This window comes from Frankia sp. BMG5.23 (assembly GCF_000685765.2).
GTDB classification, from domain to species: Bacteria; Actinomycetota; Actinomycetes; order Frankiales; family Frankiaceae; genus Frankia; species Frankia casuarinae.
In genome coordinates this window covers 27699-46703 of the sequence record NZ_JDWE01000013.1, presented here as the reverse complement: position 1 = coordinate 46703, position 19005 = coordinate 27699, and the positions used below count along the sequence as shown (strand labels likewise).

Sequence of the window (19005 nt, the reverse complement as noted above, 5' to 3'; positions counted from 1 at the left end):
GCTGCTGGTCGGTGTGGTTGGCGTGGTCGGCCGGTCAGTCGATCGGACGGGCGAAGGTGCCGCCGACGAAGCAGAGCATGGCGCAGACGATGCCGAGCACCGAGGCGACCATCGCCTCGCGCGCACCCTGGGCCTCGTCACCGGAGAAGACCATGGTCAGTACGAGCGTGCCGACCCCGACGACCGCACCGACGGCCCCCAGCAGGAACCGTCGCTGGATGGTCTCCCGCGGCGGCAGCCTGGACAGCGCGTCGATCGGGGCGATCCGGCCGGCCCGGGCCTGGTTGCCCACACGGCGGCGGATGTCGCGCAGTCGGAAGGTGTTCCCGGTGATGAAGAAGCTGAGCGCGGTCACGATCATCGAGCCGGTGACGGAGACCTTCGCGAACGGCGACGACAGGGTCAGCCAGACCCAGATCTCCAGCACCGCGAGCATGAGCAGACAGCTGGTGATCACGACCGTCGAGCGCATGAGGGCCGGGCTGAAATGCTGCTCCTCGGGCTCGTGAAGAACACCCATGGGTCGCCTCCTTGCGTGGGTTTCCACCGGTGCTGTCGCGATCATCAGTGGCTCGGACGTGTCGGCGTGGTGCGCGCCGCGGCGGATGCGGACGGGGTGTTCCGGGATCTCGGGTGCTCCGGCGACGGTCGCGGCCGGACTTGAGGTGGCGGTGAGAGTGGTCAGTGCAGTGCCGCTTTCGATGGGGCCGGGCTGGTCGGGGGCATGAGGATGATGACGCCGGGTGTCCGGCCGGGGCGGGGCCGTCCTAGCTGCAGTCACTGCTGATCCGTCGGCACAGCTCGCCCTTGAGGTAACGGGCGAGGTCCTGCTGCGGGCGGTCCGCTGATCCCTCGTTGACGCCGATGAAACGCACCCTGTCGTTTCCGACGGAGGTGATCTGCCGCGTCTCGAAGCACCGTTTGACCAGTGCCTCGGCGATCGACACGGAGGCCTTCTTACCGTCGACGTTGAGGCAGTCGGAGTCCTGGCCGGTCCCCAGGAGGTCCGTCCAGACCAGCACGGTCACCTCGTTGACCTTCACATCGGGCGTGGAACGGACGGCGTTGATCTCGTCGTTGATGCCGGCGAGCAGGCCCGTCACGCTGCCCTTCGGGCTGACCCGCTCGGTTTGGACGATGTGGTCGATCTCCTGACTGAGCACCTTCGACGCGGCGAGCCGGTCCTTCTCCTCGCGTCGGTCGTTGTTCCGAGTGATCTGGAACATCCGGTCACCGTGGAAGCAGTCCGAGTAGGTCATCGGGCCGCCGCCGCTGGCGACCAGCCGGATGTACTCGCCGTTCTTCAGCGCGGTGTCGAGATAGGGCTGGGTCCGGGCGGTCACCCGCCCGGCCGTCTCGGGCGAGTTGTCGGACAGGTCGAGAAGGATCAGTAGCAGGGGTGCGCCGTTGTCCGGGGCCTTCTCCTGGTATCGGGTGCAGTCCAACGGAGCGGAGGCGTCGGCCCTGCCCAGCAGACCGCCGGTGTTGCAGGCGGTGAGCATCGGCGTCGCGAGCAGCGTCGCCGCGACCAGACCGGCGAGCCGCCTGCGCCGGGCCCGTCGCCGCGGCCCGGCAACCATCAGATCGTCCTCGGTGGCATCCTCGGCCGCCACCGTGGGAGCGACGGGAACAGCGACGGGAACATTGCTCGTCATCGCAGCACGATCTCCACTCGGCGCCGGCTCGCGTCGGCGACGCCGTCCTGCGCGCCTTCCTCGCCCTTGCCCTCGACCTCCAGCACCGAGCCGGGGATGCCCTGAGTAGCAAGCCACGACTCGACCGCCTTGGCGCGATCCTGCGACAGCCGCAGGTTGTCCTCGGTCCGACCCAGCCCATCGCTGTACCCGATGACCGCGATGTGGCCGGGGTGTTCACGGATCGACGGCAGAATCTGCCCCAACGCGGTCACGGCCTCCCTCCGGAGCTCACTGCTGTTCGAGTCGAACAGGTAGTCAGCGCTGACCGTCGTCACCTGGCTGCCGTCCGGCTGGGTGATGAACTTGCTCAACGGTGGCAACGGATCAGCCGCGACGGCAGGCGCGATCCGGGTAGCCCGTGGCGCCGGAGTGAACGAGGCGGTGTCGCCGCCGCTGGAGGAGCACCCGGCCACGAGCCCCAGCGCCGCTGTCATGACCACGCCCGCGCACGTGCGGACGGCCGGATTGCCGCGTCGCCTGAACGTGGCATCTCCGGGTGTGGAGTGAGCGTGATACACGGTCTGCCCCTAACGGCGAATCCGGGGCTCACCATAACGGGGGGGATCGGGCCGTCTCACCGCACCCTGGGGCGTTGTTCGCATAGTGTGTCAGCCCGTCGCGGCGTTGAGTCGGTGGCCTGGTACGCGCCGCATCCATGCTGATCGGCACCCGAGGCCCCGGAAGGGAGCTGGGTTACGAAGATCGAGGTGGAGGGGACGTATCCGCCCCGGATCGGTCCCCATTGCCCCCAGGCCCGCTCCTGGCCAGGAGGCCATTCCGGCTCGATGACGTCGAGCAGGATCAATCCCGCGGCGACGATCTCGCGGACCCGGTCGCCCATTGTGCGGTGCGTCTCGGTGTAGATCGCGCTGCCCTGCTCGTCATGCTCGGTGTAGGCGCGTCGGTCGAAGTAGCTGTGGAAGACCCGCAGGCCGTTCTCGTCCGGGTCATCCGGCAGGCACCAGACGAACGGATGGGTCGTGGAGAACACCCAGCGGCCGCCCGGCCGCAGCACCCGGGCGATCTCCCGCATCACGGTGCCACTGTCGGCGACGAACGGGACCGCGCCGAACGCCGAGCAGGCCACGTCCACGCTGGCGGCCGCGAACGGGAGCGCCGTGGCGTCCGCCTGGACGAGCGGCACATCGATACCGGTGCGGATCCCGAGCGCGCGGGCCTGGTCCAGCTGTCCGCCGGACAGGTCGAATCCCACCACCCGGGCGCCCTGCCCGCGCAGCCAGCGGGCGCACTGCGCGCCGCCGCAGCCGACTTCCAGGACCACCTTGCCGGCGACGTCGCCGAGCAACCCGATCTCGGACTCCCGCAGTCCCTCCGGGCACCAGCAGAAGTCGCTGTCGCCGAGGAACGCGCCGTGCTCCGACTGGTAGTCCGCCGCGGCATCGTCCCAGTAGAAGCGGCTCGCCCGGCGGGCCGTGTCCGGGTCGATGTCACGGTAGCCGTAGGCCGGCAGCGGCGCGGAACCGTCCTGATCGGTGTGGCTTGGGCCGGTGTGGCTTGGGCCGGTGTGGCTTGGGCCGGTGTGGCTTGGGCCGGTGTGGCTTGGGCCGGTGTGGCTCGGACTGGTGCGGTCGGTCGGGCCGGTGGTGCCGATGCTGTCGATTGTGCCGGTGCTGTCGGCGATGTTGTCTGGACTTTCCACGGTGACCCATGCTGGCATCCGGACCCGCGGCCACTCCGCTCGGGATGGGCGTTCAGGTCACGACCGGGGCCTGTTTACGGAGCGTGATGGGTGACGGCCGCGCCGATCACCGCGCGGTCCTCGGTGATGGTGACCGGCGTGTACACCACCACGCCGGCGGGATTGCGGTCGACGAGACGTCCGCGGCGGCTCTCCCCGACAAGACGGGCCCGGCCCTCCAGCGACCCCACGCCCACCTCGTGGTCGGCCGGGCCGAACGGGCCGGTACCGACCAGCCCGGCCTGCTCGGGAACCTCGGTCACGTAGATCCGCACGATCGCTCCGGGCACGGTCGTCCAGCGCAGGACGGTGCCGCCCAGGGTGGAACGGGCCTCCAGATCCACCACCGCGCGCGGCCGTGCGACGACCCGCACCAGTACCTCCGCGGCACCCGACGGGGCGACGAGACTATCCGAGGCGTCCGCTCCGGCGACCCACACCTGGTAGCGGTAGATCGCGCCGGGCGCGGTGTCCTGGTCGAGGAAATAGCCGTCGGATCCGCGGAACCGGCGCTTCGCGCCCGACAGCGGGGAGGTCTCGGCGAAGGTCCGTTCGATGACGATGCAGCCCTGCCCCGGAACCGGTCGCCAGGACAGCGCGACCGCGTCGTCGATCATGCTCGCCCGCAGCGCCGTGACGGGCGGGAAGAGCGTGCGGGTCGGGGTGCGGACCGGTACGGACCGCAGCTGGCCGGATTCGCCGGACACCGTGGTGACCACCTCGTGCCAGTGCGGGACGCCCCTGGGCACGCCGGCGTCGAACAGCTCGGTGGCCGTGGTGATGCCCAGGCTGCGTTCGCGGCGGCCGCCGGGGGCCGTGGGGTCGACAAGAACACGCGACACCCGGTAGGAGGCGCCCTGCGTGGTCGATGGTTCCCATCGGAGCAGGACCGCGCCGTCCTGCTCCACCGCGGTGAGCTCCGTCGGGGCGGCAGGACGGCCGGTCTGCGGCGCGCCGGGATCGACGTGTCCGCTGGGCGCCTGGCCGGGCACCTGGCTGGGCGCCTGGCCGGGCACCTGGCTGGGCGCCGCTCTGGCGGTGGGCCCTGGATGCCAGGACAGCTCGTCAACGTGGGCCGCCCGACGCGGCGGATCGGCCTGGGCCGCCCGGGCGAGCAGCTCGTGCGCCCGGGCCGGGGTCATCCGCCGGCCGGGGTCCTTCTCCAACAGGCCGTCGAGCACCGCGGCCAGCTCGCCGGCCCGGTGCGCCTGGGCGGGCGGCTGCAGCAGGATGGCCGCGAGCATCGCGCCGAACGTGTCCCGCTCGAACGGCGGCCGGCCCTCGACGGCGAAGTACAGCGTGCCGCCCAGGCTGAACAGGTCCGCCTCGAAGGTGGCGGGCTGGTTGTTCAGCCGCTCCGGCGCCATGTAGAGGGGGGTCCCGAGGACACCGGTGACGGTGAGGGTCGGGTCGCCGTCGCCGGTGGCGATGCCGAAGTCGGTGAGCACGACCCGTCCATCGGTCCCGATCAGGACGTTCGACGGCTTGACGTCACGGTGAACGATGCCATGCGCCCGTGCCGCGACGAGGGCATCGAGCACCGCGGTCCCGATCCGGGCGACCTCGGCAACGGGCAGGGGCCCGTCGGACCGGACCACCTCGAACAGGGACCGGGACGGCACGAGCTCCATCACGATCCAGGGCAGGCCGTTTTCCAGGAGCACGTCGAGGATGGTGACGACATGCGGATGGCCGCGAAGCTTGGCCGCATGGCGCGCCTCCCGCAGGGCGCGTTCGACCCGGTCTGCGCGTTCGGCCTCGGCGACTCCGCCGGCGAACTCGATCTCCTTGAGGGCCGCCTCGGTCTCCAGCACGGAGTCGAAGGCACGCCACACCGTCCCCATCGCACCCGCACCCAGCCGCGCGACGAGTCGGTATCGGCCCGCCACCATACGGTTGCCTACCGGAACGGTAGCCACGACACCCCCTTGGCTTCCTCCATTGTCGCAGGACAGCTTCCCAGGTGGACGGAAATATCGAGACGCTGCCGAGCAGCCCGCTCGCCGGGGTCGGGTCGGGTGACCCCGGGCTGGGCCGGGGTTGGGTCGGTCAGGACGGGTCGGGGCGTTCCGGCACGAGGTGCTGGCCGGGGGCCGCGGCGCCGTGCAGGCGCAGGGTCGCCCCGGCGGCGTCCGTGCCGGCTTCCCCACCGGTGTTCGTACGGGATACCGGGTGGGTCGGTTCCAGGAGCCGGTGTGACCCCACCGGCTCACCCGGTCCGTCGGTTCCAGGCCGATCCCCCGGGGCCGGCCGGGACGGCGCCATGGCGCCCGCGAAGGCCGTGGCGACGATCAGGGCGCCGGCGACCGACAGCAGCACGCGATTCGGCTCGTCAACATCCAGGACGCGCGCGAGCAGCAGACCGATCCCCGACCCGCTCACCGCCGCGGCCACGGTCGTCAGGACACCGATCCGCCGGTCGCTCAGGAAGATCATTTGCCCGCAGATGAGGCCGATTATCGCGGCGGCCACCGGCCCCACGACGGCATGGCCGGTCCGCTCGGTTTCGGCGGCCCAGACCCCGACCGTGGCGGCCAGACCGGTCAGGGCGAGCAGCGCGGTCAGGACCGATGGCCGTGACGAGGACGGGGATGGCCGTGACGGATGCGCGGGCCCGACTGCGGGGAATGACGGCGTCGGGACGGGTGAGGGTGTGGGGGGAGGGGTTGCCGGCGGGCCGGGATTCGGGGTCGGCCGGGTCTGCTCGCGGTTCGGTTCCGCACCCGTGACCGGGGGGACGTCGTTGCTGGCGTCGGCCGTCTCCTCGGGGGAGAGCCGCTGGGTGAGCAGGCGGACGAGCTCGCCGGCGGAGGGCCGGTGCCCGGGGTTCTTCGTCAGGGCCTGACGAACGGGACCGAGCAGCCGCTCGGGCACGCCGTCGAGCTCCGGCTCGGTCGAGCTGATGTGCAGCGCCACGATCTCCGGCGCCTCGCCGCGGAAGGGCCGCCGCCCGGTCGCGGCGAAGACCACGCAGCATCCCCAGGCGAAGACGTCCGCGGCCGATCCCGCCTGCTGGCCGTTGATCTGCTCGGGGGCCATCCAGACCACGGTCCCGACGAGTTCGCCCGCCTGGGTGTAGCCGGTGTAGTCGGCCGACCGGGCCACCCCGAAGTCGATGACCTTGGGACCGGCCCAGGACATCACGATGTTCGCCGGTTTGAGGTCGCGATGCACCACGCTGGCGGCGTGGATCGCCTCGAGGGCCGCGGCGAGACCGATCGCGAGCCCATCCAGAGGGCGGCCCGTGAGCGGGCCGCCCTCCTGGACGGCGGCGCGCAGGGTGGGGCCCGCCACGTATTCGGTCGCGAGCCAGGGCTTCGGCCCGTCCACCTCGGCCCTGATCACCCGGGCGACGGTGTCGGCTCGCACATGCCGGGCAGCCGAGACCTCGGAACGGAAGCGGGCACGGAACTCGGGGTCACTGGCATGCACCTCGTGCGGCACCTTCACCGCGACGGGCTGGTCGTCCGGTCCGAATCCCAGGTAAACAACGCCCATGCCGCCGGCGCCGATGCGATTGTGCAGGCGATAGGGCCCCATCACCCGCGGGTCGGTGTCGTTCAGTGGTCGTAGCACGGCTGGTCCTCGAGCGTCCCTGTCCCCGGCGGCACTGCCTTTGGTGGCGCTGTCACGTTGGTGGCGCTGTCACGTCGCACCACAGCCCGGTGGCCGTCGGAATCTCTGAACGTAGTATTCCGCGGCGGCCCGATGCAGCGGTATATAGCAGAAAAGTGGCCCTTCGTAGACGGACAGCGCGTCCGGGACCGTCCGTCCCCCGGGGTTGTCGCCCCACAGCTCCTTCGCGTAGTCCTGCGGATCCCGGAACAGTTCGGCGGTCGCCCGCCTGACCAGCACCGGATCGGCGTCCGCATGGGCGAGCAGGCCGTTGGGGATCGTGACGGTCCGGACCGGCGAGATCCCCCGGTAGTCGTCGGGTCCGAGGCTTCCGGTGCCGAAGACCGGCCCGGCGAAGAAGTGCCCGCGGGACCGGTAGAACTGGTCCCAGTCGGCGGTGATGCCGTCCTGGTAGCTGGACAGGTCGAGCAGGCGCAGCCTGGCGCCACTGGCGATGGCGTTCTTGATCTGCCGGGTTCCGGCTCCGCCCGCCCAGACCACCGCGTCCACCTTCCCGGCGGACAGGCGGCGCAGGGCCTCGTCGATGGAGGATTCGTCCAGTTCGCCGCGGCAGTCCTCGGACAGGGCCACCCGCAGGAGCACCTCGCTGATCTGCCGGACCCCCGATCCCGACCGGCCGGCGGCGATGGGTCGGTGGCAGAGATCGGCGAAGCGGGTGATGTCGACGTCATCCGACCTGCTGGTGGGGTCGCGCACGATCACGTGCAGCAGGTCCTGATGGACGGGTCCGATGGTGCGCAGACCCGCCACCGGGTGGCCACCGCGGTTCGGATCGAACTGGTTGACCCCCTCCGCCGCGTCGACCGTCGTGTTGAGCTGCGCGATCGCCAACCCGCAGACGCGGCTGTCGGGTGATTCCAGGTTATAGATGTTCTCCGTGGAACCCGCCGTTTCCACGACGTCCACGTCGAAGTGTTCCGGGGCGGCTTGCAACCGGGTCCGCAGTACCCGGGCAAACTGGTTGTAGGGTGACCCGACACTGCCAGTGAAGATCTGTACCGAAGTGCAGGCGGATCGGCCCGCCGGCGGCCAGGCGGCCGCCCTGGAACGATCGGACGTGGTAATGAGCAAAGTGACGACGGCGACGGCGAGAACCACACCGATCACCACGGTGAGGCGTTGCCGTCGGGTCAGCCTTTCCGGCCGGGACCCGGCCGGTTGGTCCGTCGACACCGCGCATCCTCCGCTCTGGGATGTGGATCATTGACGACCATGGTCGCGGAATGCGGGAAATCGTAGAGGAATCGGCAGAGCAGGTTCACAGCCGGGGGTGCGGTGGTAAAGCGCCCCGCTGCCAGCTTCTCGGAAACTCTTCCGGAGCGCGATTCCCGGCGGGCCTTCGGGCTTGTCCGGTGGACGACACGGGGTCACCGGTGGCGAGGCCAACGTCCGGCTTCCCGGCCTGGGAGCCACAGGTCGACCCCGCCGACCCGGCTGGGAGCCGCGCCGACGAGCTCGCGCAGCAGCGTGCGTAGCTCGGCGGTCCGCCGCGCCGGTCCCAGCACGACGGCGTCCGGGGCGAGCCGTTTGTAGGCCGCCCGCAGCCGCGGCGATCCCGACATGGCAGCGGCGGTCGTCGCGCCGTTGTCGATGTCGATGAGGGCGGACGTCAGCGCGTCCGGCGGGCTGTGGAACGCCGCCCGGCCATCGGGCCCGGGGACGGTGCAGTAGCAGCCGGGGATGACGAACCGGAAGTTCGCCCTGGCCTGCCACAGCATGGCCTCGGCGTTCTGGGGATGGGGAAAGGGGACGACGAGTGCGGTGGCACCCTGCGGAATCAGGGTCACCCCGTCACTGGTGAAGAACGCGGGCGTCGTCATCGACGTGGTGAGCATCGGGGCGGGGACGAGCGCCACCAGGGCCGCGAGTGTCAGCAGGCCGGCTCCCAGCCGGACGGTCCTGGTCCGGACCCGAGCGGGGATCTCCCGTCCGGGGTCCGGATCGGCGGGCACCGTCCGGTCCGACGCCAGCCGGTCAAGCCCGGTCGCCACCACGATGGCCGCGCACATCATCACGTATAACGCCAGGCGGGAGGGCAACACGTTGCCGAGTACCGGCACGTGCTGAAGGGGCAGCCACGGGAGGGGAACGCCGGTGTCCCGGCCGTCGACATGCAGGTGACCACCGAGTGAGAGCACGGCCATGACCACGCCGAGCGGAGCGAACACCCCGACCGGCGGAGGCCGGCGCGCGCCGCCCGTCGCGACGACGACCACGACGACCACGACGACCAGAACGATCAGTGGAGCGCCCAGGTAACCGCTGACCTCGACCGCGTTCCCCGTGAAACCGAGGCTGTGGCGCAGCGCGCCGTCCGGGGCGACGGCCTGCATGGGCGTCGGCGTGACGAAGGTCAGCAGATCCGTCACGGCGATTCCATCGGGTTGGATCGAGCCATGGATCCGCTGGGCACCCAGGAACTGGGTGCCCAGCGGCCAGGCGAGCGCGACCGCGGCGACCCCGCCGGCCGTGGCGAGGCCGCTCAGGGCCGGTCGTAGCCGCGATCGGATCCGATCGCGATGACGTACGGCGAGGATCACAAGGCCGAACGTGGCTGCCAGCGCGGATGTGGCGAGCAGCTCCTCGCCGATCAGCGCCTGGGCGATGATCGCCAGGCCGAGCAGGACGCCGGTGCGCCGCGGCCCCCGCCCGCGGACCACGAGATCGTCGAGGAGCAGCAGGAGAACCGGCGGGAACGGCGCGAAGGTCAGATGCAGATGACCGTAGGACGCGCCGATCATGTGCGGTCCGAAGCCGTACAGCAGGCCCGCCAGCGCCGCCGGTCCCGGACGTACCCATCGGCGCAGCACCCAGAACAGGGCGAATCCGCTGATCACGGGCGCCAGAGTCAGCAGCACCGTCAGCGTGGTCACGGGGCCGCCCAGCAGCGTGATCGGTGCGGCCAGCGCGCCCAGTAGGAGCACGGGTGTGCTCCACAGGACGTCGGCCCCGTCGGGGGCGTTGATGTGGTGCGTCAGGAACGGGTTGAGCCCGTCGGCGAGCGCGTGCGGCGTCCAGCCGAGGAACCAGGCGAACAGCATGGCGTCGTTGCCGCCGTAGGAGACGTTCCCGAGATTCCCCCACGCGGAGTGGAAGATGCCGATGGCCACCGCCAGGTATCCCACCGCGACCAACAGCGGCGGAGGAACCTGGATCCGCCAGGACCGGATCTCCGGCGCCGGGCGTGCACTGTGGCCGGGAGCATGATCGGTACCGTGACCGGAGATGCCTTCGGCGGCCCCAGCGGTTTCGGATTGCGTCACGACGGCCCCCCTCGTGTGCCCGTAGACCCCGATCCGCCCCCTGCGGACGGGATGTACGGGGCGTTCACGACCATAGTCGCCCTGATTGCCTCCGTAGCTACATAACGTGATGATTTGGCGGTATGGGGTGACGGTCCACCCGCGACACGGCACAGGGAGGGATACCCGCCGGGGGAGAGTTCCTCAGCCGGCTGCGGAAACCCTCACCGGTTTTCCGGGACCGCGTTCGTTCCCGCGGGTCCGGCGGTTCCCGGTGCTGGGCTGTCCGGTGCTGGGCTGTCCGGGCCGTTCCGGTGCGGCGCGCGGTACTACCCGGCTGCCCGGTCCTGGCCGCGGGGCGTGGCGCTCGGATCCGCCCATTCCGCCACCAACGCGGCGTAGCTGCGATAGCGCGCAACGGCGTAGTCGTCGGAGACGACGCCGTCGCGGTCAAGCACGGCGACGGGATAGCCGCGCTCCGCGCGATAGCCCCGTTCACCGACGATGACCCGCCCCCCGAGCCGGACCACTCCGACGACGTACGGCAGGGAGGTCCAGCGGGGCGGGCGGGCGGCGGCCAGGATGCTCGGGTCCCGCCAGGCATACAGGCCGCAGGCGCAGTGCTCGTCCGGGACCCGTCCGTGGCCCGCGCCGGGCTCGCCGGGCTCGACGTCCCGGTCCGGCCGGCGGGTGCGCAGGCAATGTGCCTCGGTCATGCCGTCGGCGCGCCAGAGCAGCAACCCGGGTGGAAACGGCGACCACGGCGTCCAGGCAGGGCGTAGCTGGCCGCGCGCGTCCACCGCCCACTGCCGCCAGCCGAGCAGGCTCACCCGGGAACCGGTTCCAGGTCCGGTTCCGGCGCGGCCGGGACCGGGATGGTCAGCGGCTCGGAGTCGGGAAAGCTGATCGGCTCGTCTTCGACGATCCGTTCCGGTCTGCCCACATCACCCACACGTCTACGGTGAGCGCCCGATACCGAGCCGTCAATGCCCCCGGCGGGTAGCAGGCACCCCATCGGGGTACGGGCCCTCCCGCCGGGGGCGGGCCGACCGGCGGAACCAGGCGCAGCGCCGCGGGCCGCGACCACTGGTTCCCACGAACGCCTGGTCGGCGTGTCGATGATCTCCACCGGTGGTGTTCAATGTGCTCTTCGCCTAGTCCTGTGGGGTGATGTCGTTGCCGGGCATGTCTGCGGCCGATCCGTACCAGGTGGCCGCGGCCCTGCTGTGGGCCCGCGTCCTCGGTCTCGAGACCGTCGGTCTGCATGACGACTTCACCGATCTCGGCGGTGATGCGGCGACCGCCCAGGAGCTGGTGGCGACCCTGTGCGACGAGTTCGGGGTCCGGCTGCCGAGCTCCGTGGTCGCCCAGGCGCCGACGCCCGCCGCGTTCGCCGAGGTGTGGGCCGCCCGGCAGAGCGAGTCCGTCGGGCATCCCACCGTGATGCCGCTGACGCCCGACGGTTCCGGCACCCCGTTGTTCTGCTTCCCGGAGGCTGGTGGGCCGGCGATCGGTCTGCTCCCGTTCGCCCGGTACTTCGCGGGCGAACGGCGAGTCTACGGGATGCAGGCGCACGCCCTGGAACGGCGGGGCGTCCCCGACTGGTCGGTGTCGGCCGCCGCCCGGCGGCACGTGGGGGAGATCCGTCTTCTCCAGCCGACGGGTCCCTACCTGCTGGCCGGGCACTCTTTCGGCGGACTGATCGCGTTCGAGGCCGCGCAGGTCCTCCGGAAGGCGGGCCACGAGGTCGGCCTGCTGGCGTTGATCGACACCTATCTGCCGGGTACCTCGCGGCTGACCCGATCCGGGGCGATCGTGCCGACCAGTCAGTTGGAGGGAGCGCATCCGGACTCCCCAACACCGCCCGACGCCGGTCGGGGGATCGGCCCACTCGCCGCCGACGACGGGCCCACGCTGACCCCGCGGGTGGTGGTCGACCGCCTGCGCCAACTCGTCGAGCTGCCGCTCGCCGGCGTGGTCCGCTTCCGGGGGATGCACCAGTACGACGTCTTCTACAACCAGGGGCGCATTCTGACGATGACCTACCGCCCCCGCACCTACGATGGCCGGACGACGGTCTGGCTCGCCGACGACCACGACGAGATCGAGGCCTGGCGGGGCGTCCTGACCGGGCCCGCCGCGATCCGCCGGATCGGCGGGGACCACCGCGGCGTCCTGCGGGAACCGCTGGTCGCCGAGGTGGTGGCCGAGCTGCGCCACGAGCTGGCGACGGTGCCCGGCATCGACGGCCGCCGGGTCTGATCTCCTGCGGATCGCCATCTCCACGCCGCCCGCGGAGACGTTTGCCGCATTGCGGCGGCGCTACCCGCAGGTCGACCCCGAGCGACTCCTCCCGGTCGGGTGGGACGCGGCGCGTTCGTTGATCGCCGAATATCTTGCCGCCGGGATGAGTAAGTTCGTCGTTCATCCGGTCACGACACCCGGCGGATGGCCGGATTTCTTCGACGCCTTCGCCGCCGAACTCATGCCGCTCGAGACCTGATCGGCGGGCGTTTCTGGCGAGTCGGACGATATGGACGGAGGGCTCAGGTGATGGTGAAACCGCCGTCGACGGCAAGGGTCTGCCCGGTGACGAAACTGCCGGCGTCGGAGGCCAGGAAGAGCAGCGCCGCGGTCAGTTCCTCCGGTTCACCGAAGCGTCCGCCGAGGACCCTCGGCAACTGGGTCTCGAGGTACTCGGGCTGGTACGCGTCGGTCATCTCAGAGTGGAAGAAACCCGGCGCCAGCGCGTTCACCCGGATGCCGCGTCGGCCGGTCCATTGCTGGGCCAGATCGCGGGTGAGGCCGACGAGTGCGGCCTTGCTCGCCGCGTAGGCCGCCTGCGGCAGGCCGGCGGTCGTCAGACCGAGAACGCTGGAGATGTTAACGATGCTGCTGCCGGGTCGCATGACCCGCGCCGTCGCCTGCGCCATCCAGTAGCAGCCGCCCAGGTTGACGTCGATGACGGAGCGGAACTGTTGCGGGGTCTCCTTGAGCGCGGGGACGGCGGTGCCGATCCCGGCGTTGTTGACCAGGATGTCGACCCGGCCGAAGGTCTCCATCGCGGCGGCGACAAGGTGTTCGCAGGAGGCGGGGTCGGTGACGTCGGTGGCGACGGGCAGGGCGCGGCGGCCCTCCTTCTCCACGAACTCGGCGGTGGCGGTGAGCCGGTCGACCCGGCGGGCGCCCAGGGCCACGTCCGCGCCGGCCTCGGCCAGGCCCCGGGCGAAGTCCACCCCGAGACCAGAGGACGCCCCGGTGACGACGGCGACCCGACCGTCCAATCGGAAACGGTCCAATACGGACATAGAGTGCTCCTTCACGATAAGGCGGCTCGCGCCTGATCATGGATCCCATCCCGGGCCGGCGAGCGATCCGGGCTTCTCGCGCCGCCATCCTTGCAGGTCCCGGCGGCTGGCCCTACCAGGCTGCCGGCAAACGTGTTCCGGAACATGTGATCTGTGGGTCGGGGGGTACTGACGACGTGTCGGTTACTTCGACCTCACCGGCTGTGAAGCGCGACAATCCCGCGCACGTCGACAGGGCGACCGAGGGCCTCGGGAGAGCGGAGGTCATCGCGCCGCGGGGGAGATGGAGCGTCGGGCCCGGGCGCTCGTCTTCGCCTCGTACATGTCCGTATCGGCGTGCCGGACCACGCTCTCGGGACTGTGCGAGCCGGCGCCCCCGACGGCCTGCGAGGACGCCAGGCCGATCGTTGCTTTGACCACAAGGGTGTTGCCGGCCACGGTGAGGGGTGCCTCGACGAACTCGCGCACCCGCTGCTCGGTCTGGCGCATCGTCAGGGAGTCGGCCCCGGGCAGCACAATGACGAACTCGTCACCGCCGAGTCGGAACGCCTGCCCAGCATGTGCTTCCGGTCGGATCATCTCGGGATCGATCAGCGCGGGACCGATCGGCTCGACCGGTCCCGCGCTGGCCACCGACGGGCCCGGGGCGAGGACGTCGGCCAACCGAGTGGCGACCGTGCACAGCACATCGTCGCCCACCTGGTGACCGAACGTGTCGTTGATCGGTTTGAAGTCATCCAGATCGATGAGTAGAACCGCGAACGGAGTCTGCTCCCGAGCCAGTTGATCGAGGAATTCGGTAAGCGCCGCCCTGTTCGGCAGGCCGGTCAACGGGTCGTGGGTGGCACGTTTCCGTAGCTGCTCCTGCAACTGACGACGTTCGCTGATCTCGTGGCAGGTGAGCAGGACACCACCGTCGAAGCAGCCCGGCCCGGACGCGGGCCGCCAGGCGCCGGCCTCGATGTCGAACCAGCGATGGTCGCCGTTAACCGTCTGCATGCGGACGTCCAGCAGGGACCCCGGTCCACCACGCTGCCGGTCCGCGAGGAAGGCCCGCGTCGCAGCCTGGTCCTCGGGATGGACCAGGTCGATGAGCGGCAGCCCGATCATGGCCTTGACCGGGTAGCCGAGCAGGCTTTCGACCGCCGAACTGATGAAGGTCGGCCGGCCCGCACGGTCCAGGTTGACGATGATGTCGTGCGACTCGTGCAGCAGGGTCTGCAGCCGCGCCCGGTCGCGCCGGACCGCCTGCTCTCCCCGGAAGATCATTTTTGTCAGGCCTGAGAACGTGACGGTCACAATGCCGAGCAGCAGCAGATCGCCGACGGCATGGTTGTCTCGCGGGTCGCGCGGCAGCGGGCCGTTCTGTTGCAGGATGAGGTACCCCCACGTGGGATGGCCGGGGATCGCGGCGGCGACGGCGACGTGACCGCCGCCGTTGCGCACCGTCACCTGCCGGCTCTGGCCTGGCTTGATTGACCGCAGCTCCGTGCCGTCAATCAGGGCGATCCCGACCGCGGACGGATCGTCGGACAGGGCGATGCGCCCGGCCTCGTCGACGATGACGATCCGGGTGTCCTCTCCGGTGCCGCTCGTCCCGGTACCCCCGCCGCCAAAAACGCGGACCATCTCGGCTCCCGGCATCCCGGCTCCCGGTCTACCCATGACCAGAAACGCGGCGCTGCGTCCGTCCCGCACGATCGGCACGATGCTGTACGCCCGAACCCGATCGCCCAGGTGGAAAACAGGGATGTTGATTCCGCTGGTGCGGGCGAGAGCCCAGATCCGGTCCCGTGGGGGGAACGGGATCGTTGCGCCGGTGGGTTGGACCGCCGTCGGCCTGCCGTCGAGATCGACCAGTGCCAGAACGGTGTCGGGGCCCGCGAGCGCCGATCGGGAGACCGACGCCAGCACCCGCTGGTCGACAGCGGGTTCGGTCAGCGACCAGGGAAGTCTGGAGATCGGGTCGATCAGGCGCACGGGTTGACCCAGGTCCGCGACATACTCGGCCAGACGGAGGACGAGGGAGTGGGTCTCGGCGGTGTGTTGGGCCTCGTCTCGCCGCCGGTTGGCATTCTCGATCTCCAGGGTGACCGCCGTGGCGGCCAGGATGACGGTCCCCAGCACGAGCAGTGGGATGGCTCGCCCCAGCTGCTCGCGCACGGTTGTCCGCCAGCGTCGAGGAGACAGCGGATGCCCGGTCCGGCCCGCGGGTGACGATCCGGATGCGCCTGGGGATCTGGGCGGGCCTGGGGATCTGGGCAAGGCTGGGAAGGACATCGAGCGCGGTCGGGTGACCGGGGATCGCGGCATGATCCGGTCGGTGGCGAGGAGCACAGACGCGGACGGTGCGGGCGCCTTGAGCGTGGTGGTCTCGGCCGCTGGGGGGTCCGCCATGGCATATCGTCCCGGACCAGCCTGCTTGGCCTTGTACATGGCCTCGTCGGCCGCGCGCAGCAGCCGCCCGGAATGGCTGGGCCGGCTGACGGCCAGCGCTACTCCGATGCTTGCGGCGACGCAGACCTCGTAGCCGTCGACGAGGATCGGTTCCCGTACCGCGCGGATGACCCGACCGGCCATGGTGCGAGCGGCGATTTCGTTCGCGCGCAGCAGCAGGACCCCGAACTCGTCGCCGCCGAATCTCCCGGCGACATCGTCGGGGCCCAGCAGTGTTCGGATCCGTCCACTGATGACCTGCAGCACCCGGTCGCCGGCCGCGTGGCCGAAGGTGTCGTTGACCGGCTTGAAGCTGTCGAGGTCGATGAACAGGACCGCGACGCCCCCAGCCGCGGCGAGGGCATCCTCTAGCTGCTCCTCGAAGGCGGTCCGGTTACACAGTCCGGTGAGTACGTCATGGCGCGCCTGATAGCCGAGCTGGTCCAACAACTGCTTCCGTTTACCGACCGCATGGCAGGTGATCAGCACTTCGCCGGATCCATCCCGGGTGGACAGGTGGCGGGTCGCGACGTCGAACCACCGGGATGTGCCGTTCGCCGCCGTCATCCGAATGTTGAGCAGGGACCCGGCAGCGGGGTTCTCGATCAATCGTACGAGCCGGTGGGCGTCGTCCGGGTGCACCAGATCCGCGACCTTGCGCCCGAGCCAGGTTTCCTGGGAATGGTCGAGTAACGGGACGATCGCGGGGCTGATGAACGTGAGTCGTCCAGTGAGGTCGGTTGTCAGCACGATGTCATGGGCCGCCGCGAACAACGCGCACAGCCCGGCCCGGGAGCGCCGAGCCGCCGTCTCTCGCAGCAGGCCGACGAAGACGATGCTCAGGACCGACGTCAGCGCGAAGGCCAGCAACGTCAGATTCCGTTGGTTCCGTCGGGCCCGGAGGTCGGCGTTCAGCGAGTCCGTGGCCTGCCGGAAGTAGGTCAGGTACCCCGTCGTCGGCTGCACCGCCGTGATGTTCGTGATCCTCCTGCCGTTCTCGGTCGTCTCCCAGATCCGCGCACCACCACGCTGGGCGTGGGAGCGGGAGAGATCGGCGGTCGAGAGGACCTGCCGACCCAGCATGCCCGGCTCGGTGGATGCGATCGGTACCCCGTCCGGGCCGACCGTCGACATGCTGCCCCGGCCGACCCCGAGCAGGGCCGTGATCCAGTTGGTGAACTGGAGGTTGGACTCTTCGGTGGACACGGCGACCAGGACGGCCCAGGGCCGCGGACGGCCGACGGGAACCACCGTTGCTCTGACGCGGCCATCGTGGAGGGCGAAGACGGGGGACACCGCGGGAACCCCGGACCAGGCAGCGGACCAGGCCTGCCCCAGGTCGGCGGGGACTATGGAGTTCCCCCGTGGATAGGAGGCCGTGGTATGGCCCGCGGTGTCGAGCAGCGCAACCACCCGGATGACATCGCCGGAGTGAGCGATCTGGAGCTGCGGGAGCAGGGCTTCGTTTCCCAGGGGGTCACCGGGCTGGAAGGGCGTCCGATCGGTCGCGGACTGCATCGCCGCCGGGTTATCGACGATCGCCGCCCACTGCGCGAGCCGCTTGACCAGCTGGGAACGTTCGTTGAGGCGGTCGATCTTCTCCCGGCTCAGCAGATCGGAGCCCGTCCAGATTGCCATGGTACCGAGGACCGCAACCGTGAGTAGTCCGACGATCAGCGGGTGGATGAATCGCCGCCGGAGTCGCGATCCGGCCCGGGCCGCCGAGGTTCTGATTGCGGCCGTGACTCGCCCGGGCGCTTGCCGCCCACCGATTCGGCCACCTCTGATCATCTATATGCCCCGTCCGACAACCGTGCCCGGACTCGACGGATCTTACCGTGAGTGAAGACTTTCTGTTTTCCGTGCCGTCGAATCATCCCGGTAGTGGGTGAGCATACGAGTATCTGTGCCACGAGTTTCACCGGCCGCCGCCCGTGACAGAACTCCACCGCTTGTGCCGACACGGACCGGCGTATTGGGCTGGGTGACCCGGCGCGTTCGCGGGATGGAGGAGATTGCCGAGCGAGAATGATTCGACTACTAGAGGTGTCGCTCTGAATACTTTAAGGCTTGGATGGTCGGTCGATGGGCGGCATCAACTCGACTACGGGTTACTGCGTATAACGCTATGTATAGCACTGGGTGCTGTTGGTTGGAGCTGGGGAGCTGTGATGTTGGTACCGCCCGCGACCGGTCCCCGCATGCTTCTCGTTCCCTTCGGCGTTATCCAATACTCTCCGTAACACCCGGCCGGTCTAGCCCGATCGAGTATCGCGGAAGATGATCATCTGCTCACCGCGTGCGTTGCTCGAGCCGGCGGGGCTTCGTGGCAGCGGGACCGCCGGGTGAATAAGAGCGCGTGACCGTCCCTGCCTGCCCGCCGGCTCCTCGTCGAGGCGTCGGCGAGGGCGCGGGGCGGCTTGGTCGAGCAGTGTGTCGGCTGCTTCCGATCCGTTCCGCCGGTGGCTGGCTTAACGGGAAACGGCATTCTAGCCCGGACGGCGGTCCGGAGATTCACCGCGCCTCGGGTGGGCCGGAGCGTGCGGATTTCTTCGCCCGGACGTGGCCACCGGTCGATTTACCTGGTTCTCGATCCGGCCTAGTGCCCGGACGTCAGGGCGCGACGACATCGTCCCGGCGTTGGATGCCGAATGTGTAAAAACCTTTGGGCGCAATAGCCGGACGCCGGCCGGGAACAGCCCACCTGTTCGGGGCCGGCGGCAGGGATCTTTTCTGGTCCGCCGTGGGCCTTCGCCGCGGGAGCGGATCCTCTTCGGCGCGGCCGTGATCCGCACGGCCCCGCCGGGTACACGGCCCGTGGATCCGGCGAGAGCGCGCGATGCGACTGGTCCGACGCGGCCAGGAGTGGCACGCTTCATACCAGTGCCGACGGGCCGTGCTCGGACGCGGCTCGGCTCATGTGCGGCACTGTCGATGTGCGGCCCGGCCGAGGCCGATGTGCGGCACTGTCGAGGCCGATGTGCGGC

The 19005-nt window shown here is 70.2% G+C and carries 13 protein-coding genes; 2 read left to right on the top strand and 11 right to left on the bottom strand.

Translation table 11 applies throughout. The features are described from left to right. Positions 1 to 34: 34 nt before the first annotated feature. From BMG523DRAFT_RS08550 to BMG523DRAFT_RS08510, 9 genes are all read right to left on the bottom strand, one after another. The gene (locus BMG523DRAFT_RS08550; RefSeq protein ID WP_011434820.1) at positions 35 to 520 is read right to left on the bottom strand and encodes a hypothetical protein; all 486 of its coding nucleotides are present in this window, start codon (positions 518 to 520) and stop codon (positions 35 to 37) included. 247 nt (positions 521 to 767) lie between these two features. Continuing rightward, on the bottom strand, positions 768 to 1655 hold the full coding sequence (locus BMG523DRAFT_RS08545) for a hypothetical protein (protein ID WP_043590844.1): 888 nt from the start codon (positions 1653 to 1655) through the stop codon (positions 768 to 770). Continuing rightward, a complete protein-coding gene (locus BMG523DRAFT_RS08540; RefSeq protein ID WP_232235168.1) occupies positions 1652 to 2131 on the bottom strand; it encodes an OmpA family protein in 480 nt (159 codons plus the stop codon). Before BMG523DRAFT_RS08540 ends, BMG523DRAFT_RS08545 begins: the two co-directional genes overlap by 4 nt. Positions 2132 to 2271: 140 nt before the next feature. Next, the gene (locus BMG523DRAFT_RS08535) at positions 2272 to 3375 is read right to left on the bottom strand and encodes a class I SAM-dependent methyltransferase (RefSeq protein ID WP_043590842.1); all 1104 of its coding nucleotides are present in this window, start codon (positions 3373 to 3375) and stop codon (positions 2272 to 2274) included. Positions 3376 to 3431: 56 nt separating this feature from the next. After that, complete coding sequence (locus BMG523DRAFT_RS08530) at positions 3432 to 5315, bottom strand: serine/threonine-protein kinase (protein ID WP_043590840.1); 1884 nt, start codon at positions 5313 to 5315, stop codon at positions 3432 to 3434. A gap of 130 nt (positions 5316 to 5445) precedes the next feature. Continuing rightward, positions 5446 to 6972 carry a serine/threonine-protein kinase gene (locus BMG523DRAFT_RS08525; protein WP_011434825.1) on the bottom strand — a complete coding sequence of 509 codons (1527 nt, stop codon included), beginning with the start codon at positions 6970 to 6972 and terminating at the stop codon, positions 5446 to 5448. Between the two features lie 69 nt (positions 6973 to 7041). Further along, positions 7042 to 8205 carry a TAXI family TRAP transporter solute-binding subunit gene (locus tag BMG523DRAFT_RS08520; protein ID WP_035909864.1) on the bottom strand — a complete coding sequence of 388 codons (1164 nt, stop codon included), beginning with the start codon at positions 8203 to 8205 and terminating at the stop codon, positions 7042 to 7044. A 194-nt stretch (positions 8206 to 8399) separates the two neighbouring features. Beyond that, complete coding sequence (locus tag BMG523DRAFT_RS08515; RefSeq protein ID WP_235462975.1) at positions 8400 to 10295, bottom strand: hypothetical protein; 1896 nt, start codon at positions 10293 to 10295, stop codon at positions 8400 to 8402. A gap of 308 nt (positions 10296 to 10603) precedes the next feature. Beyond that, positions 10604 to 11104 (bottom strand): hypothetical protein, encoded by a 501-nt coding sequence (locus tag BMG523DRAFT_RS08510; RefSeq protein ID WP_011434828.1) that lies wholly within the window; start codon positions 11102 to 11104, stop codon positions 10604 to 10606. Positions 11105 to 11459: 355 nt separating this feature from the next. Here BMG523DRAFT_RS08510 and BMG523DRAFT_RS08500 point away from each other — a divergent pair, with 355 nt between their 5' ends. Next, positions 11460 to 12536, top strand: coding sequence for a non-ribosomal peptide synthetase (locus BMG523DRAFT_RS08500; RefSeq protein ID WP_108913197.1), 1077 nt, complete (start codon positions 11460 to 11462; stop codon positions 12534 to 12536). A gap of 49 nt (positions 12537 to 12585) precedes the next feature. Beyond that, positions 12586 to 12777 (top strand): hypothetical protein, encoded by a 192-nt coding sequence (locus tag BMG523DRAFT_RS08495; protein WP_011434831.1) that lies wholly within the window; start codon positions 12586 to 12588, stop codon positions 12775 to 12777. 43 nt (positions 12778 to 12820) lie between these two features. On the opposite strand, the gene BMG523DRAFT_RS08490 is transcribed toward BMG523DRAFT_RS08495, so the two are convergent. Both BMG523DRAFT_RS08490 and BMG523DRAFT_RS08485 read right to left on the bottom strand, forming a co-directional pair. Further along, positions 12821 to 13582, bottom strand: a complete 762-nt coding sequence (locus BMG523DRAFT_RS08490; RefSeq protein ID WP_011434832.1) for an SDR family NAD(P)-dependent oxidoreductase — start codon at positions 13580 to 13582, stop codon at positions 12821 to 12823. 264 nt (positions 13583 to 13846) lie between these two features. After that, positions 13847 to 17656 (bottom strand): diguanylate cyclase, encoded by a 3810-nt coding sequence (locus tag BMG523DRAFT_RS08485; RefSeq protein WP_235462972.1) that lies wholly within the window; start codon positions 17654 to 17656, stop codon positions 13847 to 13849. Positions 17657 to 19005: the final 1349 nt, after the last annotated feature.

Bases quoted from the DNA above. Each gene is read 5' to 3' on its own strand.
- BMG523DRAFT_RS08550 (WP_011434820.1), bottom strand. From the start codon at position 520: ATGGGTGTTCTTCACGAGCCCGAGGAGCAGCATTTCAGCCCGGCCCTC.
- BMG523DRAFT_RS08545 (WP_043590844.1), bottom strand. From the start codon at position 1,655: ATGACGAGCAATGTTCCCGTCGCTGTTCCCGTCGCTCCCACGGTGGCG.
- BMG523DRAFT_RS08540 (WP_232235168.1), bottom strand. From the start codon at position 2,131: ATGACAGCGGCGCTGGGGCTCGTGGCCGGGTGCTCCTCCAGCGGCGGC.
- BMG523DRAFT_RS08535 (WP_043590842.1), bottom strand. From the start codon at position 3,375: ATGCCAGCATGGGTCACCGTGGAAAGTCCAGACAACATCGCCGACAGC.
- BMG523DRAFT_RS08500 (WP_108913197.1), top strand. From the start codon at position 11,460: ATGTCTGCGGCCGATCCGTACCAGGTGGCCGCGGCCCTGCTGTGGGCC.
- BMG523DRAFT_RS08490 (WP_011434832.1), bottom strand. From the start codon at position 13,582: ATGTCCGTATTGGACCGTTTCCGATTGGACGGTCGGGTCGCCGTCGTC.
- BMG523DRAFT_RS08485 (WP_235462972.1), bottom strand. From the start codon at position 17,656: ATGGCAATCTGGACGGGCTCCGATCTGCTGAGCCGGGAGAAGATCGAC.